We start from the raw sequence: 17,523 nt of genomic DNA on the forward strand, positions 1-17,523 counted from the left end.
GGATGATAATGATTATCGTTAATTTCCGCAATTGCCGGGCAACGTGATATCCCCTTCGCCCAGTTCCAGCTGCAGCAGCACCGTGTCAATCCAGCGTCCGTGCTTGAAGCCCACACTTTTTAGCGTACCGATGATTTCAAAACCCAGCGATTCATGCAGCCTGATGGAACCAAAATTGCTGCTGTTGCCGACATTGGCAATCATCTGGCGCCAGCCGCCTGCGGTGGCGCGGTGGATCGCTTCCTGCATTAGCTGTTTGCCAATCCCCTGTCCCTGCTCCTCTTCGGCGATATACACCGAGCCTTCGCAGGTGAAACGGTAGGCATAGCGCGGCCGGTAAGGGGCCAGATAACAGTAACCTAATACTCGTTCACCGCGTTTGGCGACCAGATAGGGCAGGCCTTTACTGATGATATTTTCACGACGCGATCGCATCTCCTCAAGCGTTGGCGGCTCCGTTTCAAAAGAGGCAATTCCATGGATCACGTGGTGGGCGTAAATCGCCTGGATCTGCGCCATATCGGCAATACTGGCATCGTGGAGCGTGATGGTCTCACGCAGTGAAACGGACATGATTCTTTCTCTCGTCAGGGATAAGGGTTTCATTGTTAAAAGAAAGAATATGCCTGCGTCAGAAAATTGGATAATAAGTAAAACTTATAGCTGAAGGTTTATCACGCTGTGGTGAGCGATGTGCTCAATAAAAAATCGCTTTGGCGTATTTCGGCATCAAGTTTGGGGTTTAACGCGTTATCGCTGAGTTTTTTGGCTGAAAAAGGCTACACTGGAGAACACTTTCCTCACACGGATGCCCGTAAATGAAAAGACTGACTCAGCAAGATATGACGGAAAGCGAACAGCGCGAGCTTAAAACGCTGCTTGACCAGAGCCGTAAAGCTCAGGGGCGCGACCTGACAAACTCAGAAACGAACAAGATTAAAGACAACTACATCGATAAGCTCATGGAAGAAAAAGAGAAAGTCGCCGCCAAAGCCCGTGCAGAGAAACGCCGCGCGAAAGCCGTACCCAGTACGTCAGCGACCTACGACTGGACCGCCAGAACGCATCCACGCGGCCGTCGTTAAGAGATTCAAAACGGGCTCAGTAGTTACGCTGAGCCCCTCCATTTGTTCACCACCTCATTGCTCCAACAGCCTGAACCCGTGAGTCCCGTCCTTTTCCAACTGCGCCACCAGACCATATTCCCAGTCGAGATAATCCTGCATCGCCTGCGGGCTGACGTCCGTGCCTTCATAAGGGCGACGGTAACGATCCTGCGCGTTTTCAATCCAGACGGATCCCCCATGTTCCAGCGGCAAATGGGCGTCAATCCAGCCCACCGTTCCCTTCAGCAGTAAATAAGCCGGCAATCCGCTGAGTTCAGCCACTTCGGTCACCGCATAGCGGGCCAGCAGGCCGCTGGTGCAGGTCACCACCCAGCGTTTTATCGCAGGATGCTGGCGCAGCACCTGAGCAATATTAGCGCGGGTGGTCCAGAAGGCACCGGGGATCCTGCGCAGGCGGAAATTGGCGCTGGTAGTCAGGTCGATCACGCCCGTATCCCCCTCGGCCAGCCAGCCACGCAACTGTTGAGGTGTCACCTCTTCCACCGCCGGCGCGGCTGCCACGGTAGCACTCCAGTTGCCCGGTTCGCTGTAAGCGATGGCGGGTGCGCCAAGCACCGCGACCTCCCAGTTCATCTGCGCCAGCCATGAGGCGGCCATTTCGGCCCGCACGCCCTGGTCATCACTCAGCACGATGCGTGCACCACGCACGCTGGCATAGTGATCGGTCTCCTGAATCAGCTGCCCCCCCGGTACGTGGCGCGCGCCAGGAATGTGCCCCGCTGCAAATTCTTCGACTGTGCGTACATCAAAAAGATATAACGTGCGCGACGTCTCCTGCTGCCAGTCTGCCAGTTGTTCGGGAGTAATGCGTTTAACACCCGCCCGGATTGCCAGCGTACGGGTATTGTCAGCCACCGCATCGCGTGACGCCTCACTGAGCGCAGTGAAACTGGCCTGTTGCTGATGGGCCAGTTTCTGCCCGGCCAGCGTCCAGCCGATGGTACCATTACGTAATGCCGCGACCGGATTGGGAATACCGGCATTAATCAGCGACTGCGTACCGATAATACTGCGCGTGCGCCCCGCACAGTTGATGACAATCTGCGTGAACGGATCCGGCACTGCATCGCGCAGGCGCAGCACCAGTTCACCGCCCGGCACGCTGGAACCGCCGGGAATACTCATGGTGTTGAATTCATCAAAGCGGCGCACGTCGAGAATGGCAATATTGGCGTTTTGTGCCTGCAACGCCTGCACCTGTTCGGCGCTAAAGGAAGGCGTGTGGTAGTGATGCTCCACCCATTCGCCGAAGGCTTTGCCGGGTGCGTTGACATCAATAAACAGTTCGCCGCCCGCCTCTTTCCAGCCGTCAAGATCGCCTGCCAGCAGCGCAACATCGAGATAACCCAACGCCTGCAGCGTGGCAACGGCGCGCGTGGTTTTTCGGATGCCCTGCCCGGCGTCCCAGAACTCGCCGTTGTCATACAACGTGATGGGCACGCCACGGCGCGGCAGACGGTCAGACACTTCGATTTCCAGTTTCGACAGCGACAGATTGACCGCAAACAGCGGGTGGCCGGTGGCAAATACCGCTTCCTCGCGCAGATCGACCAGCGCCACCTCACCGCCGTTTCGCAGCGTATCCTGTAATTGCGCGACATGGCGCAGCGGCACATCAGCGGAGTTCGGTGAACGATTCAATAAAGCTTCAGACATGAGAGTTCTCTTTCGACAGGTCCCAGATATTCGGGAGATACGGGTTGGAGTAGCCGGAGATAAAGGTTTTTTGCTGGCCGTCCGGCTGATATACCGCACGGGATACGGCACCGATATTGCCGCCATATACGTGAATACTGATCGAAACGCGGTCGCTGTAAGCATTGCTGACCTGGTGAATATCCTGCTGCGCGGGGGAAATTTTCTCCACGCTGCCCGGTGTCAGGTGGATGGCCTCACCCACGCTGTGCAGTTGACCTGACGCGCCGATGTTAAAGTTTTGGCTGATTTCCCCGCCGCGTAATATGCCGATCAACCCCCATACGCGATGGTCGTGCACCGGTGTTTTCTGCCCTGGCCCCCAGACAAAACTCACAACGGAAAACCGCGATAACGGATCGGCATACAGCAGGTACTGCTGGTAGTGCTCCGGGTGCGGCTGTGCATATTCATCAGGCAGCCATACATCACGGGCAATCAGTTTTCTCAGCAATTCAGCGCCCTGCGCCAGAACTTCCGTCTCCCCATGCGGGGCTTCAACCAGCCGGGTCAGGGAGGCCAGAAAGTCGCGCAGCGGTGAAAAGTGTAATGAGGGGTCATATAAGGCTGTCATATCTGCTCCGTAAGATGGGCTTCAACGCAGGCTAGCACTGGCCTGACTCAACCAAAATTCATTTTATGGATAAGCTAATATGCAAATCACACATAAAAATGTGCTGTGCATTCCGGCTTCGCGGCGCAAATTGTTTTATGCTCCCTTCATGGATGCCACATACGGCGTTACCGAAAGAGACGGCTTTTACTGATGAAAATTGAAGACCTGACCGCGTTCGTCGCGGTGATCCGCCTGCAATCCACCCGGCTGGCGGCGGAAGAACTGGGGCTGACGCAACCGGCGATCACGCGACGCGTACAGAATTTCGAGGAATCTCTGGGTTTACCGCTGCTCAACCGACAAACCAAACCGCTGAAACCGACGCTGATGGGCAAACGCGTATTCCAGCAATGCCGTAATATTCTGCGTGAGGTCGAGGCACTGAATGATTTGGTGGCGGCAGATACTCCGCCGTCGGGTCTGCTGCGTCTGGCGGTCCCTCAAAGTCTGAGCGAAACTAGCCTGCTTCCCGCGCTGAAAATGCTCTCATCTGATTTCCCGCAAATTCAGCCACGCCTCTCCAGCGGCTGGGGTGAAGAGTTGCTGCTGCGCGTTCAGCGTCAGGAGCTGGAAGCTGCCGTGGTGCTGTTTCCCGCCAGTAAACAATTTCCCGCCGGGCTGGAAAGTCAGGCGCTCGGGTCGGTTGATCTGGTGGTGGTCGGCCCGAATGAACCGACGGTCCCCGCGCTGAAAAGGCTGGAAGAGGGGTATCAGCGCGGCTGGATTTTAAATCCCGAAGGCTGCGGTTTTCGCGCGGCTCTGCAACGGGCGCTGACCGAGCAAGGCCTGCCTTTATTGCTGAATCTGGAAGCTTTTGGCGTGACGTTACAACTTTCGCTGATCGCCGAAGGTCGCGGCCTGGGCCTGATGCCGCGGGCGCTGGTTGAACGCCACGCCCTGCGCCCGCTGCTGCAAATCTATTCGCTACAGGATTTCGCCCCGCGCAGCCAGCTGTGGCTGGTGTATCCCAACGTTCCCGCCAGTCAGATCCCGGCCATCGATGCTTTTGCCGCCGCCATTGCCCACGGGTTAGATCTCGCGCCGCTGGCAGCCAATCTGCCACATCAGTAAAGCCGGGTTTTGCAGGCGTCGAAAATATTTAATGCGCATTTTTTATATTAGCTTATGTTAAAAATTAATTTCTCACATAGTAAAAGGCTGTTTAAGGTACAAGACTCCTGCCATCGGTTTTCCGCTGGCAATCCGTTGACTCCAGGAGTGACAGCCTATGAGCGTGCAATTTATTGGAATGATCGGCCATCGTTTGGCTTCCGAGATCATCCCGGCCACCGGCCCGATTTTTGACAAAAAATATATCGCCGAATTCGCCCAGGCCCATGAGGAGGCAGGTTTCGACCGCGTTCTGGTGGCCTACGCTTCCGACCAGCCCGACGCCTTTCTGGTGACCGCCCACGCGGGGGCTCATACTTCACGTATTCATTTCCTGCTGGCCCACCGCCCCGGTTTTGTCTCCCCTACATTAGCCGCCCGAAAGCTCGCCACGCTGGATCATCTGCTGGATGGACGACTGGCGGTGCATATCATCAGCGGCGGCAGCGATGCTGAACAACGCCGGGATGGCGATTTTGTGCCGAAATCCGGCCGCTATGCCCGTACCGATGAGTACATTGATGTGCTGAAAAAAAGCTGGTATTCAGAAAAGGGCTTCGACCATCAGGGCGAATTTTATCAGGCTGACAACGCTTTCTCTGCTATCAAACCTTTCAATAAAACTCTGCCGGTGTTCTTTGGTGGCTCGTCTGAAGACGCGATCCGCGTGGCCGGAAAACAGGCAGACGTATTTGCGCTATGGGGCGAGCCGCTGGCGAGCGCCGCCGAAACCGTCAGCGCCGTGAAAGCCGCCGCCGCAGAGCATCAGCGCGACGTAGGTTTCAGCATCTCTTTTCGTCCGATCCTCGGGCGTACTGAGGAGGAAGCCTGGGCGAAAGCCGAAGCAATACGGGCAAAGGCCATTGCACAAATCGAACGCAACGGCCTGCCGCAGCCGGGCAAACCGCAGAGCGTCGGTGCAGAACGTCTGCTACAGGCCGTCGCACTGGGTGACCGTCTGGATGAACGGCTGTGGACCGGCATTGCGGGATTGATCGGTGGCGGTTCCAATTCGACCGCGCTGGTCGGTACGCCGGAGCAGGTTTCCGACGCCCTGCTGAAGTATTACGACTTAGGCATCAGCACGTTCTTAATCCGTGGCTTCGACCCGCTAAATGATGCAGTGGAATACGGCAAAGAGCTGATCCCGCTGACGCGGCAGAAAATTGCGGCGCGCCTGGCACAACGTCATCCCTATCACGAACCGGCGGTATAGAGCATGATAATGCGACGATATATTGGAAAACTGCTCGTGGCGGTGATATTGATCGGCAGCGTGCTGCCCGCGCTGGCGGATCAGGTTGTACTGCGGGTGGCCGATCAGAAAGGCAATATGCGCGCCCAGCTTGAGGCCGCTGGAAAGCTGAAAGATCTGCCGTACAAAATTGAATGGGCGGAGTTTCCGGCCGCAGCACCGCTGGCCGAAGCGCTGAATGCGCAGGCGGTCGACGTCGGGATCATTGGCGATGCTCCGCTACTGTTTGCCGAGGCAGCAGGTGCACAGGTCAAAGCGATTGCGGTAGATAAGTCAGACGCTTATGGCACCGCGCTCCTGGTAAAAGCAGACAGCCCGATCAAAACGGCCGCTGACCTGAAAGGGAAAAGTATTGCCACTAATCGCGGTTCCATCGGCCATTTTGTGGCCCTGAAAGCGCTGGCCTCGGCGGGTCTGTCGGCCAAAGAGGTGAATTTCCGCTTTCTGACACCGAGCGATGCCAAACTGGCGCTGATTCAGGGTTCTGTGGATGTCTGGGCAACGTGGGAACCTTATACCGCATTTGCTGAAACCCAGGATCATCTGCGCGTGCTGGTCAACGGACGCGGGCTGTGGTCGGGCAACAGTTTCCTGGCCGCCACCGATACGGCGCTAAAAGATAAGGAAAAACGGGAAGCCATTGCTGATTATCTGCAACGTCTGAGCGATGCGCAGGTCTGGGCTTATCAGCATCTTGATGAGTACAGCCAGCAGTTGGCGAAGATCATCGGCTTCCCGCTACCCGCGGCCAGACTCTCTTTCGAGCGGCGTAAATCCTGGTGGCAGCCCATCGATGACGCAACCAAAGTCCAGCAGCAGCAGACCGCTGATTTTTATCACGAGCAGGGTCTGCTGCCGGTAAAACTTGAGGTGAAAGATACGTGGGACGAGAGCTTTGTCCTTAAGCCCGCCCAATAATCACCCTTCTTTTTGCGGTTCACCTTTTGGCCGTTCTCCCGTCGGGATCAAGGTTCCGGCGGCGAGCGCAAACAGGGAGATCACCGCCGCCACAATAAATACCCAATGCAGTGACGCCGACACGCTGTCTGTGATGGCGCTGAGCTGCGTTGGATCTATCGACTGGCGACTCTGTTTTTCCATCAGTTGCTGCACCGGATCGGTAATGTCCGGCAGACGCTTTTCAAGATTCAGATTCAGCGTCGCACCCAGTAGTGCGGTACCGATGGCAGAACCGAGCATACGGGTAAACAGCGTCGAGGCGGTGGCGATGCCACGAATCGATATTTCGGCCGCATTTTGTACCGAGACCAGAAACGTCGTATTGCACAACCCCATTCCGGCCCCGATGGTCAGTGCGGCCAGCCGCGCCCACCACAACCCAGAATCTGCCGTCAGCAGCAGTAAGATCAGGCTTCCGCTGACCAGAAGTAGTGCCCCGATGAGCGCCGTGGCACGATAAGACGTGGCCTGCATCAGATTCCCGCTCAGCATACTGGCCACGGGCCAGCCGATAGACATCATCGCCAGCGTAGTGCCCGCCTGCAACGGGGTTCCGCCCATAACGCCCTGCACGTAGGTGGGCAGAAAGGCGCTGATCCCCATCATGGTCGCACCAATCACCAACCCGCCGATATTTCCGGCGATGATCACTTTGCTCTGCCACAGCGCCAGCGGAAACAGCGGCTCCGGTGTTTTTCGCTCCTGCCGAACAAGTAAACAGGCACTGAGTACCGCCACGCCAATCAGCGCCAGCGCCCAATAGCCCAATGCTTCAGCCTGTAAAAGCGCCAGCAGCAGCGAAGCAACTGAGAGCGTCAGCAGGCCAGTACCCACAAGGTCAAGCTGGTGCTGTTTGCGCTGGCTGTCCGCCGGCAAATAACGCATGAGTATCGCCATGGCGAACAGGCCAATCGGCACATTTACCCAGAAAACGACCGCCCACGGAAAATGCGAGACGATGAACGCCCCCAGCAGCGGCCCCACAATGGCTGATACTGCCCAGACGCTGGCGAGATATCCCTGTGCTTTGGCCCGCTCCTGCGGCCCGTACACGTTGGCAATCAGCGTCGTGGCAATTGGCGTGATGGCCCCGGCACCCAGCCCCTGCAATGCGCGAAAGGCGATCATCCAGGTCAGCGATGGTGCGAAACCACACAGAACGGAACCCGCCAAAAACAACGTGGTGCCGATGAAGAAGATTTTCCGGCAACCGTAGAGATCCGCCAGACGCCCATAAACGGGGACGGTGATGGCCTGCGTCAGCAGATAGACCGCAAACACCCAGCCGAGCAGCGAAAAACCGCCGAGATCGGCAATGATGGTCGGCATGGCAGTAGCCACAATGGTGACTTCCACTGCCGCCATGAACATCGACAACATGCAGGCCATAAGAATGAGAGGACGGTGTTTAAGGGGTACGGGAGATTGCGCGTGAGTCTGATTCATTGCATCCAGGCGTCGGCTGTCGTGGTTTAGGAGGATTTTTTGAGTATACCAGCGCCGGAGAAAAGCAGAAGAAATGAGGCAATAAAAAGGCTCTGCATGCAGAGCCCTGAAGATTCTTATCGTCAAAAATGACGAGTTACAACTTAAGCAGACTGCTCACTGTTGATATGCAGCAGTGACAAGTCGATATATTTCGCCATATCGCGGGATTCCGCACGCGGTAAATAGGGGATTTCGCCCAGTAAAGGCGCAGGAATATTGCATCCAATGGCATCAATGGTTTCCTGATAATGGGACAGGCATGGATTAATACGATTCGCGACCCACCCCGCCAACGGTAAACCATCGGCAATAATAGCCTGAGCGCTTAATAGTGCATGGCTCACGCAACCTTCCTGAATACCTACGACCAGAATAACCGGTATATTTTGCTGACGAACCCAGTCGGAATAAAAACGCTGTGGTGTGATTAACGTTCTCCAGCCATCACAGCCTTCAATCACCACCGCATCCCCGCCCTCACGCATAAATTTCAGGCCTGCCGTCATTATTTCGAAAATATTGGCAGGAGTATCGCTGACAAAAATATCTTCATTTAATAATGCTAATGGCGTTATTTTTTCAAAAGGATAAGAAATAGATGATGAGTTTTGCAGCGTCACCGCATCTTTATTTCGGATACCGTCTGCCAACTCCTGGCTTCCTGTTGCGACAGGTTTATAACCCAATGCGCATTTGCCTTGCGCTGCCATTGCCTGAAGCAAAGCGCGAGTCACGATGGTTTTACCTACACGAGCATCCGTACCCGTGACGAAAAAGTGCGTTAACATGGAATTCAGGCTCCGGGATCTCTCCGCTTGACTAAAAATTGTCCCCGACGTTGGGTCTGAGACTGAGTGACAGGTTGAAAGTCTAGGCGATTGGATTCGAGAACGATTTGCGTTAGCGCAATGTTTTGGTCACTGACGGGGATAATTGACAAAATAGGACGTCTATTACTTTTAATATAAATTACTTTTGTTAATTCAGGGCAATAATTAACCCTGTAATAACTTAATTAACAAAGAGCCATTATACAGCGCGTCTTTGACTAAGGCAGCGCCCGGCATGGTTCCTTTGTTATAAAACTCTGTCGACTCCAGTTTGATATTTTCACTGTAAGACGGCAGCGATTGTTGCTGAATGCAGGACATAATTGCCGGATGCAGGATCTCTTTGGCAAAATTAAGCGGTGAGCCAATCAGCACTTTTTCAGGATTGAATAAATTGACCATGATCGCCAGTATCCGACCCACGCTGTGGCCGACGCTGATTATCACATCGCGGGCCAGTTGATCGCCACGGTTGGCGGCATCACATACCGCCTCAATGGTCAGTGGAATGCCCTGCAAACTTGACCCGACAGCGGTTGATAGCCGCTGGCGCACCAGTTCCAGAATGTTGTCGGTACTCGCCACGGTTTCCAGACAGCCGTGGTTACCGCAGTAACAGCGCTTGCCGTAAGGGTCCACCTGAGTATGACCAATTTCCACCACGCTGCTGCTGCCCCCGTGCAGGACACGCCCGCCGGTGATCACCCCGGCGCCGACGTTGTGGTCGATCACGACCTGAATCACGTTTTTACAACCACGCGAGGCGCCGTAAAGCGCTTCTGCCATGGTCCAGGCGCCAATGTCATGCTGCACAAAGACCGGTAAACCGGTATGTGCTTCTAAGGTGCTGCCGAGCGGCATTTCATTGACGTCATCATAAAACGGCATACGGTGTACCACCCCGGCGCGGGCGTTAATCATGCCCGGCAACGTAATGGCAATGGCCGTAAGGCGCTCAAGTTTGCTCTGATAACGGATAAAAAACTGGTCAATTTCGCCGATAATGCGCTCAAGCAGCGGCAATTCAGCATGGGCGGGAAGCGGCAACACATCTTCCACCACCAGTTTACTGCTCAGATCACGCAATCCGAGGGTAATAAAACCCTGGTTGATGCGTGCAGAGAGATAGTGCCAGGCGTCGGTATCCAGCACCAGACCAATGGCCGGGCGACCACGGCTGCCGGGCTCCTGAAACTCCGTTTCCTGAACCAGATGCGCCTGCAATAATTCGCGGACAATTTTGGTAATGCTGGCGGGAGCAAGCTGCGCCTTTTTTGACAGCTCAATACGCGAAACTGGCCCAAACTGATCTATCAGCCGGTACACGGCACCGACATTGGTTTGCTTGATTTGATCAATATGTCCGGGTTGCCCATCAGGGTTCACAGCAGAAACTCCGTTATTTTTCGCGCTTCAAAATAAAGATTAATGGGTATGTTGAGGTTTTTGCCATATGCCGTCAACTATTTGATTCGTTATGTGATTCGGTGCACATATTGGCCTGAAACCTGATAGGAATTGACTGGAAAAACAGCGTTCTCAGGGCTGTTCGTCCTGCATCATTAACTTCATAAAAGCGTTAGCCGGAGCACTAACCGGGCGATAGCGGTGATTCACCATCCAAACTTGCGTGGTCCCCAGCTGTTTTCCAAAACGTAAATAGCGCACACCATCAACCTGAATCCGTAAGTAGGACGCTGGTAAAATCGAGACACCGAGGCCGGCTGACACCAGCCCGATGATAGTCAGCGGTTCGCCGACTTCCTGGGTAATAAACGGCGTGATCCCCTGCGAACTCAGCAGCGTGCGGATATCGTCATACAGGGAAGTTCCGGCGTCTTTGGAGAAGAACACAAACGGCTGGTCCGCCAGATGATGGAAAGTCAGCTCCCCTTCCGGCAAATTCACCAGCGGGTTGTCTTCATGGACTACGGCTACCAGAGGCTCTGACAGCAGCAGTTGGTGATGCAAAGTATCGGGCAACAGGCGATTTCGCATTACGCCCAGATCAATGCGCCCCTCCAGCAGCGGTTCAATTTGCTGGGTGCTGTTCATCTCTTCGATGCGGATATTCACTTCAGGGTACAGCAGATGAAAACGCTGAATGGTCCGCTGCACGCGGCGCAGAAAAGGGGCTGATGAAGTGAGACCGAGCGTCAGATTCCCCGCCTCACCGCGGTGGATTTTAGCCGCCTGCAATGATGCATCATTCACACGCCCAATAATTTGTCGCGCCTCTTTAAGAAAACTTTCACCGGCCTGCGTCAGACTCACATTACGGTTGTTACGGTTAAACAGCTGAGCGCCAATATGGGCTTCCAGCGCCTGAATCTGCTGGCTCAGCGGCGGTTGCGAAATATGGAGTCTCTGCGCCGCACGGCCGAAATGTAGCTCATCGGCAACGGCAATAAAGTAGCGTAGATGGCGCAGTTCGACATAGTTCATGGCGGCTGATTGATATCTCAAATGTATTGTTTCACAGAGATTAATATATTAGACAAAATAAGTCGCCCTGATAAAATTTTCATACATTTTAAATTTAGTTGTATGAAATGCTTCCGCTAAGGATCTTCAGTGAACACCACCGGGCGTAAATCTGCCGCTTCAGATCTCAGCCATTCTTCTGTCAGTCAGGGGAGTTCGGTCAACGATGACGAAATAACCCCCGACTCGCCCTCATCTGCGTTATCCCCGTTATCAAAAACACCCTTTATTAAACGCGGTACGCCGCAGTTTATCCGGGTGACGCTGGCGCTGTTCTCCGCCGGTCTGGCAACCTTCGCCCTGCTCTATTGTGTGCAGCCTATTTTGCCGGTGCTCTCACACGATTTCGGCGTGTCACCGGCAACCAGCAGCCTGTCGCTGTCGTTATCGACCGGGCTGATGGCAATGGGTTTGCTGTTTACCGGGCCGGTTTCTGACGCCGTGGGCCGCAAGTCGGTGATGGTTGTGGCGCTGATGCTGGCGGCCGCTTGTACGCTGATTTGCGCCTTTATGCAGAGCTGGAACGCCATTTTACTGATGCGGGCCTTGATCGGGCTGTCACTGAGTGGCGTGGCTGCGGTGGCCATGACCTATTTGAGCGAAGAGATCCACCCAAGCGTCGTGGCCTTCTCAATGGGCCTGTATATCAGCGGTAATTCAATCGGTGGCATGAGCGGACGTCTGGTCAGCGGCGTGCTGACAGATTTCTTCTCATGGCGCATTGCCGTTGCGGTGGTCGGGCTGTTTGCGCTGGCTGCGGCCATTATGTTCTGGCGCATTTTACCGGCGTCAAAACACTTTCGCGCCAGCTCACTGAAACCACGGAAAATGCTGATTAACTTTACGCTGCACTGGCGCGACACCGGCCTGCCGATGCTGTTTGCCGAAGGTTTTCTGCTGATGGGCAGCTTTGTCACCATGTTTAACTACATCGGCTACCGGTTGCTCAGTTCGCCTTATCATCTCAGCCAGGCGGTGGTCGGCGTCATTTCTGTGGTCTATCTGATGGGCACCTACAGTTCGCCGAAAGCCGGTGCGCTGACAGGCGTCTATGGGCGCGGGCCTGTGCTGATAGGCTCTGCGGCACTGATGCTGGTCGGGATCCTGATCACCGCATTTTCCCCTATCTGGGCAATTTTCATCGGCATGGTGTTAGTGACCGGTGGTTTCTTTGCCGCGCACTCGGTCGCCAGCGGCTGGATTGGCCGCCGCGCCCGCAGGGCCAAAGGACAGGCCTCCTCGCTCTATTTATTCTCCTACTATGCCGGTTCCAGCGTGGCCGGGACGCTGGGCGGTTATTTCTGGAACAGTTTTGGCTGGTACGGCATCACCGCGTTCATCAGTCTTATGCTGATTGTGGCGATTATTGTAGGTTACCGCTTAATGCGCCTAGCGGAAGGCCGCCCGGTTATGGCCTGAAAACCGCTGTCGGTCTTTTACTCTCCTGTCAGGGCGCTCGCGCCCTTTTCCCTCTGCCAGACACTCCGCCACGGAACTTACGGTTATCTGTGTTATTGAGGTGTGCACGTTTAGTGTTTTTATTCTATATTGTATGTTGTAACTAAATGGAGGGTGCATGGCGGATTATGATCTGATTGCCCGGATGAACGGGTGTTTCAACGAACTTGAACTGGCTTTGGGCGATCTCAGCCGTTTATTAAAGCAGCTCGATTTATTGCAGGCACGCGTATTCAGCCTGCCGGAGATTGCCAAAGGCGAAGAACACAATCCTGCCGAGCATATTCAGGTCACGCCGCACGTGGGTGAAGCCGCGCATCAGCTTGCGCTGCAACACTTTCAGAATCTGTTTATTCATCATCAGGGCGAAAATATCAGCAGTAAATCGGCCGTCCGTCTGCCCGGTGTGCTGTGTTACGCGGTGGATGCAGCTGAACATCAGGCTGCCCTGCTGCTGATTGAAGAGGTCAATAAGCTGAAGGCCGAGCTGGAACACATTGTGACGGTGGAATCCGGCCTGGCGCGTGAGCAGCGCTTTGAGTTTGTGCACACTCATCTGCGCGGATTGATCACGCTGAATGCTTACCGGACGATTTCCTTCCTAAATGATCCGGACTCCGTGCGCTTCGGCTGGGCCAATAAGCACATCATTAAGAATGTCAGTCGTGAGGAGGTTCTGGCGCAACTGGATAAGAGCCTGAACGCCGGGCGTTCCGTCCCGCCCTACAGCCGCGAGCAGTGGACAGATAATATTACGCGCGAAATCAACGACGTTAAACGCATACCCGAACACGCCGTGCTGAAGATTAAACGCCCGGTGAAGGTTCAGCCCATCGCCCGCGTGTGGTATCGCAACAGCCAGAAACAGATACAGCACCCCTGCCCGATGCCGCTTATCGCTTTGTGTCTCAAAACGCCGACGTTCCAGCTCCCCAAACTCGGCGAACTGCCGGACTACGACGCGGGTGCGGTGAAGCATAAATACAAGCCGGATGCCCAGCCACTGAATTTGCTGATTAAGCGGCTTCATCTTTATACCGACTGGTCCGCAGACCAGAACCCTGAATGATTTTTGAATTTAGCGTCTTTTGCCTCACATTTATGGCTTCTGCCTATAGCTGACCAACAATTCATTGATAACCGTCATTGACGGTAGCCCCTGCGATTGTGCAAAGTGCCCGCCTTTGTATTTTCTTACAATTTTCTGGGGACCTAAAATCATGTGGGATTTACTGATTGGACTGGTGGTAACGGTGGCCGTGGGCCGCTATATCATCAAAGGGTATTCGCCGACCGGCGTATTGATGGTCGGCGGTTTGTCACTGCTGATTATCAGCGCACTGATGGGCCACAGCGTCTTGCCTGAAGGGGCAAAATCTACCGGCTGGAATGCGACGGATATTGTCGAATATGTAAAAATCCTGCTGATGAGCCGCGGTGGCGATCTGGGGATGATGATCATGATGCTGTGCGGGTTTGCAGCTTATATGACGCATATCGGTGCCAATGATGTGGTGGTCAGACTGGCCTCCCGCCCGCTGGCGATGATTAATTCCCCCTATGTTCTGATGGTGGCCGCATACATTCTGGCCTGCCTGATGTCACTGGCCGTCTCCTCCGCGACCGGACTTGGCGTGTTGCTGATGGCGACTCTATTCCCGATTATGGTTAACGTCGGCATCAGCCGCGGTGCGGCAGCGGCCATTTGCGCCTCTCCGGCGGCGATTATTTTGTCCCCAACCTCAGGCGATGTCGTGTTGGCAGCACAGGCTTCCAATATGTCACTGGTGGATTTTGCCTTCAAAGCCACCCTGCCTATCTCCATCGCCGCCATTGTTGCGATGGCCATCGCGCACTTCTTCTGGCAGCGCTATCTCGACAAACGCGAGGCAGGCAACGAACATGTCGTTATCGAAACTGAAACCGCGCCGGTTGAAACCAATGCACCGTGGTTCTACGCCATTTTGCCTTTCACGCCCATTGTTGGCGTGCTGGTATTCGACGGTAAATGGGGCCCGAATCTGCATATCATCACCATTTTAGTGATCTGTATGTTCCTGACCGCCATCATCGAAACTGTCCGCAACCGCAACGGAAAAGCGGTGTTTGCCGGTCTGGACGTGGCTTACCGCGGTATGGCAGATGCGTTTGCCAACGTGGTCATGCTGCTCGTCGCGGCAGGCGTTTTTGCGCAGGGGTTGAGTACGGTGGGCTTTATCAGCAGCCTGATCGGTCTGGCGCAAAACGTCGGTTCCGGCAGTATCGTGATGATGCTGGTGCTGGTGACGATCACCGTGCTGGCGGCCATGACGACCGGCTCCGGTAATGCTTCGTTTTATGCTTTCGTGGAACTCATCCCTAAGCTGGCGATAAAAATGGGCATCAACCCGGAATATCTGGTGATCCCGATGTTACAGGCGTCAAATCTGGGCCGCACAATCTCCCCGGTATCCGGCGTGATTGTCGCCGTGGCCGGTATGGCAAAAATCTCCCCGTTCGAAGTAGTGAAACGCACCTCAGTTCCGGTACTCGTCGGGCTGATTGTGGTCGTGATCGCCACCGAAGTGTTTATTCCCCTGCACTAAGTTTTGCATTCGGGCGCAGACTCCTGCGCCCGAACTCCCCGCAATGTCATGTTCCCTTCATTCCATCAATCACATGAATACGATAGAGCCATCCGGCATCTCAGGGTAAACTTCTGCGCCTTATAAGATGGGGTTGTCCTGATGATCCGGACAACACCTGCCATCATTCTGCATCGAACCGAAGGCTGACTATGTCCGAACAACCGATCACCCGTGAAAAAAACAATAAGCGCATTGGCGGCTGGTTACTGGCTCCGCTGGCGTACCTGATTGTTACGCTGATGAGCGTTGTGCTGATGCTGGTGCTGTTCTCGATGGCGCTGTTTATACCCGAGTCTCGGGATTACCTGCTAACCAATTCGCAGGCATTTACCCTGCAATGGTACTTCTCGGTGGTGACGACGCTTGCGATGGGGGCCTTTACCGTCGCGGTACTGTGGCAATTTTGCAAACGTACCCGCGTGGTACCAAAGATGTTTATCATCTGGCTGTTATGTACCGTACTGCTTTCAGTGAAAGCGTTCGCCTTCTCGCCGGTGGCTGACGATATGGCAGTGCGTAATCTGCTGCTGGCGTTGTTAGCGGCCGCCCTGCTGGTACCCTATTTCAAACGCTCGCGCAGGGTGAAAGAGACTTTTACCGAATAACCCTGCGGTTACCCCGTTGTCCCCGGGGCGCTTATTTCAGATAATAAGCGGTTGTAGCGTCTGTTCCCTGCGGCCAGACGCTGATTTATTTCCCGTTATTTTCAGGCAATGTCATGACTTCTTACCTTTTACTGTTCGTCGGCACCGTGCTGGTGAACAATTTTGTTTTGGTTAAGTTTCTCGGTTTATGCCCGTTTATGGGCGTATCCAAAAAACTCGAATCCGCCATCGGCATGGGATTAGCCACAACATTCGTCATTACGTTGTCGAATATCTGCTCGTGGATTGTTAACACCTTCGTCCTGATGCCGCTGGGTTTGGTTTATCTGCGCACCATGGCCTTTATTCTGGTCATCGCCGTTGTCGTGCAGTTCACCGAAATGGTCGTGCGCAAGACCAGCCCGTCGCTTTACCGCCTGCTGGGGATTTTCCTGCCGCTTATCACCACCAACTGCGCAGTGCTCGGCGTGGCTCTGCTCAACATTAACCAGGCCCACAATTTCATGCAGTCCGCGCTGTATGGTTTTGCCGCGTCGCTCGGTTTCTCGCTGGTAATGGTGCTGTTTGCGGCTATCCGCGAACGCCTCGTCGTGGCTGACGTCCCTGCGCCGTTCAAAGGTTCGTCCATTGCGCTGGTCACTGCGGGCCTGATGTCACTGGCCTTTATGGGCTTTACCGGCCTGGTGAAATTCTAATGTTTGAACTGTGGGTTGCGATTGGTGCGCTGACGGCACTGGCACTGGTCTTCGGGCTGCTGCTGGGTTATGCGTCGCGCCGCTTTGCCGTTGAAGGCAATCCTGTTGTCGATCAGATTGACGACATTCTGCCGCAGAGCCAGTGCGCGCAGTGCGGTTACCCTGGCTGTAAGCCATACGCAGAAGCGGTCGCCAATGGCGATAACATCAATAAATGTGTGCCTGGTGGCGAAGCGGTGATGCTGAAACTCGCCGCTCTGCTCAACGTTGACCCCCAGCCGCTGGGCAATGACGTCGCCGCTGCCGCGCCCATTCGCACCGTGGCCTATATCGACGAAAGTAACTGCATCGGCTGCACCAAATGCATTCAGGCTTGCCCGGTCGACGCCATCGTCGGTGCCACGCGCGCGGTGCATACCGTGATCACCGATTTATGCACCGGCTGTGACTTGTGCGTCGCCCCCTGTCCGACCGACTGCATAGAAATGCTGCCGATTAAAACCACCACCGCAAACTGGAAGTGGGATATGAAATCCATTCCGGTGCACGTCATTCATGCGGAGTAAGCGGAAC

The 17,523-nt window shown here is 54.8% G+C and carries 17 protein-coding genes; 10 read left to right on the top strand and 7 right to left on the bottom strand.

Annotated elements, in window-relative coordinates:
* Nucleotides 1–18 precede the first annotated feature (18 nt).
* A complete protein-coding gene (locus ACZRKO_RS06770) occupies nucleotides 19–573 on the bottom strand; it encodes an N-acetyltransferase family protein (protein ID WP_463736453.1) in 555 nt (184 codons plus the stop codon).
* Nucleotides 574–818: 245 nt separating this feature from the next.
* Here ACZRKO_RS06770 and ACZRKO_RS06775 point away from each other — a divergent pair, with 245 nt between their 5' ends.
* Nucleotides 819–1,085, top strand: a complete 267-nt coding sequence (locus ACZRKO_RS06775; RefSeq protein ID WP_463736454.1) for a YjbD family protein — start codon at nucleotides 819–821, stop codon at nucleotides 1,083–1,085.
* Nucleotides 1,086–1,139: 54 nt separating this feature from the next.
* On the opposite strand, the gene ACZRKO_RS06780 is transcribed toward ACZRKO_RS06775, so the two are convergent.
* Together ACZRKO_RS06780 and ACZRKO_RS06785 are read right to left on the bottom strand one after the other, a co-directional pair.
* Nucleotides 1,140–2,783, bottom strand: a complete 1,644-nt coding sequence (locus ACZRKO_RS06780; protein WP_463736455.1) for a rhodanese-like domain-containing protein — start codon at nucleotides 2,781–2,783, stop codon at nucleotides 1,140–1,142.
* Nucleotides 2,776–3,396 (bottom strand): cysteine dioxygenase family protein, encoded by a 621-nt coding sequence (locus ACZRKO_RS06785; RefSeq protein WP_463736456.1) that lies wholly within the window; start codon nucleotides 3,394–3,396, stop codon nucleotides 2,776–2,778. Before ACZRKO_RS06785 ends, ACZRKO_RS06780 begins: the two co-directional genes overlap by 8 nt.
* Before the next feature lie 192 nt (nucleotides 3,397–3,588).
* Between ACZRKO_RS06785 and ACZRKO_RS06790 the strand changes: the two genes are divergently transcribed.
* The 3 genes from ACZRKO_RS06790 (at nucleotide 3,589) to ACZRKO_RS06800 (ending at nucleotide 6,721) form a co-directional block, all read left to right on the top strand.
* Nucleotides 3,589–4,509, top strand: a complete 921-nt coding sequence (locus ACZRKO_RS06790; protein WP_463736457.1) for a LysR family transcriptional regulator — start codon at nucleotides 3,589–3,591, stop codon at nucleotides 4,507–4,509.
* A 157-nt stretch (nucleotides 4,510–4,666) separates the two neighbouring features.
* Nucleotides 4,667–5,764, top strand: coding sequence for an LLM class flavin-dependent oxidoreductase (locus ACZRKO_RS06795; RefSeq protein ID WP_463736458.1), 1,098 nt, complete (start codon nucleotides 4,667–4,669; stop codon nucleotides 5,762–5,764).
* Nucleotides 5,765–5,773: 9 nt separating this feature from the next.
* Nucleotides 5,774–6,721, top strand: coding sequence for an ABC transporter substrate-binding protein (locus ACZRKO_RS06800; RefSeq protein ID WP_463736459.1), 948 nt, complete (start codon nucleotides 5,774–5,776; stop codon nucleotides 6,719–6,721).
* Here ACZRKO_RS06800 and ACZRKO_RS06805 read toward each other — a convergent pair whose 3' ends face one another.
* From ACZRKO_RS06805 to ACZRKO_RS06820, 4 genes are all read right to left on the bottom strand, one after another.
* Complete coding sequence (locus ACZRKO_RS06805; RefSeq protein WP_463736460.1) at nucleotides 6,722–8,209, bottom strand: MDR family MFS transporter; 1,488 nt, start codon at nucleotides 8,207–8,209, stop codon at nucleotides 6,722–6,724.
* Nucleotides 8,210–8,352: 143 nt separating this feature from the next.
* Nucleotides 8,353–9,039, bottom strand: a complete 687-nt coding sequence (gene bioD, locus ACZRKO_RS06810) for a dethiobiotin synthase (RefSeq protein WP_463736461.1) — start codon at nucleotides 9,037–9,039, stop codon at nucleotides 8,353–8,355.
* Between the two features lie 207 nt (nucleotides 9,040–9,246).
* Complete coding sequence (mlc, locus tag ACZRKO_RS06815; RefSeq protein WP_463736462.1) at nucleotides 9,247–10,467, bottom strand: sugar metabolism global transcriptional regulator Mlc; 1,221 nt, start codon at nucleotides 10,465–10,467, stop codon at nucleotides 9,247–9,249.
* A gap of 153 nt (nucleotides 10,468–10,620) precedes the next feature.
* Nucleotides 10,621–11,526 carry a LysR family transcriptional regulator gene (locus ACZRKO_RS06820; protein ID WP_463736463.1) on the bottom strand — a complete coding sequence of 302 codons (906 nt, stop codon included), beginning with the start codon at nucleotides 11,524–11,526 and terminating at the stop codon, nucleotides 10,621–10,623.
* Between the two features lie 213 nt (nucleotides 11,527–11,739).
* On the opposite strand from ACZRKO_RS06820, the gene ACZRKO_RS06825 reads away from it, so the two are divergent.
* From ACZRKO_RS06825 to rsxB, 6 genes are all read left to right on the top strand, one after another.
* Nucleotides 11,740–12,984, top strand: coding sequence for an MFS transporter (locus ACZRKO_RS06825; protein WP_463737495.1), 1,245 nt, complete (start codon nucleotides 11,740–11,742; stop codon nucleotides 12,982–12,984).
* A gap of 157 nt (nucleotides 12,985–13,141) precedes the next feature.
* Nucleotides 13,142–14,092 carry a DNA replication terminus site-binding protein gene (gene tus, locus ACZRKO_RS06830; protein ID WP_463736464.1) on the top strand — a complete coding sequence of 317 codons (951 nt, stop codon included), beginning with the start codon at nucleotides 13,142–13,144 and terminating at the stop codon, nucleotides 14,090–14,092.
* Nucleotides 14,093–14,243: 151 nt separating this feature from the next.
* A complete protein-coding gene (dcuC, locus tag ACZRKO_RS06835; RefSeq protein ID WP_463736465.1) occupies nucleotides 14,244–15,608 on the top strand; it encodes an anaerobic C4-dicarboxylate transporter DcuC in 1,365 nt (454 codons plus the stop codon).
* Nucleotides 15,609–15,799: 191 nt separating this feature from the next.
* Nucleotides 15,800–16,255, top strand: coding sequence for a DUF2569 domain-containing protein (locus ACZRKO_RS06840; RefSeq protein WP_463736466.1), 456 nt, complete (start codon nucleotides 15,800–15,802; stop codon nucleotides 16,253–16,255).
* 113 nt (nucleotides 16,256–16,368) lie between these two features.
* Nucleotides 16,369–16,950 (top strand): electron transport complex subunit RsxA, encoded by a 582-nt coding sequence (rsxA, locus tag ACZRKO_RS06845; protein ID WP_034790318.1) that lies wholly within the window; start codon nucleotides 16,369–16,371, stop codon nucleotides 16,948–16,950.
* On the top strand, nucleotides 16,950–17,516 hold the full coding sequence (gene rsxB, locus ACZRKO_RS06850) for an electron transport complex subunit RsxB (RefSeq protein WP_463736467.1): 567 nt from the start codon (nucleotides 16,950–16,952) through the stop codon (nucleotides 17,514–17,516). Before rsxA ends, rsxB begins: the two co-directional genes overlap by 1 nt.
* Nucleotides 17,517–17,523 lie beyond the last annotated feature (7 nt).

The organism is Ewingella sp. C233 (genome assembly GCF_055407225.1).

Excerpts from the sequence above, each read along its gene's own strand:
- ACZRKO_RS06800 (WP_463736459.1), top strand. The coding sequence starts at position 5,774 with ATGCGACGATATATTGGAAAACTGCTCGTGGCGGTGATATTGATCGGC.
- tus (WP_463736464.1), top strand. The coding sequence starts at position 13,142 with ATGGCGGATTATGATCTGATTGCCCGGATGAACGGGTGTTTCAACGAA.
- ACZRKO_RS06775 (WP_463736454.1), top strand. The coding sequence starts at position 819 with ATGAAAAGACTGACTCAGCAAGATATGACGGAAAGCGAACAGCGCGAG.
- ACZRKO_RS06780 (WP_463736455.1), bottom strand. The coding sequence starts at position 2,783 with ATGTCTGAAGCTTTATTGAATCGTTCACCGAACTCCGCTGATGTGCCG.
- rsxA (WP_034790318.1), top strand. The coding sequence starts at position 16,369 with ATGACTTCTTACCTTTTACTGTTCGTCGGCACCGTGCTGGTGAACAAT.
- ACZRKO_RS06840 (WP_463736466.1), top strand. The coding sequence starts at position 15,800 with ATGTCCGAACAACCGATCACCCGTGAAAAAAACAATAAGCGCATTGGC.
- ACZRKO_RS06805 (WP_463736460.1), bottom strand. The coding sequence starts at position 8,209 with ATGAATCAGACTCACGCGCAATCTCCCGTACCCCTTAAACACCGTCCT.
- ACZRKO_RS06785 (WP_463736456.1), bottom strand. The coding sequence starts at position 3,396 with ATGACAGCCTTATATGACCCCTCATTACACTTTTCACCGCTGCGCGAC.
- dcuC (WP_463736465.1), top strand. The coding sequence starts at position 14,244 with ATGTGGGATTTACTGATTGGACTGGTGGTAACGGTGGCCGTGGGCCGC.
- bioD (WP_463736461.1), bottom strand. The coding sequence starts at position 9,039 with ATGTTAACGCACTTTTTCGTCACGGGTACGGATGCTCGTGTAGGTAAA.
- ACZRKO_RS06770 (WP_463736453.1), bottom strand. The coding sequence starts at position 573 with ATGTCCGTTTCACTGCGTGAGACCATCACGCTCCACGATGCCAGTATT.
- rsxB (WP_463736467.1), top strand. The coding sequence starts at position 16,950 with ATGTTTGAACTGTGGGTTGCGATTGGTGCGCTGACGGCACTGGCACTG.
- ACZRKO_RS06790 (WP_463736457.1), top strand. The coding sequence starts at position 3,589 with ATGAAAATTGAAGACCTGACCGCGTTCGTCGCGGTGATCCGCCTGCAA.
- ACZRKO_RS06795 (WP_463736458.1), top strand. The coding sequence starts at position 4,667 with ATGAGCGTGCAATTTATTGGAATGATCGGCCATCGTTTGGCTTCCGAG.
- ACZRKO_RS06820 (WP_463736463.1), bottom strand. The coding sequence starts at position 11,526 with ATGAACTATGTCGAACTGCGCCATCTACGCTACTTTATTGCCGTTGCC.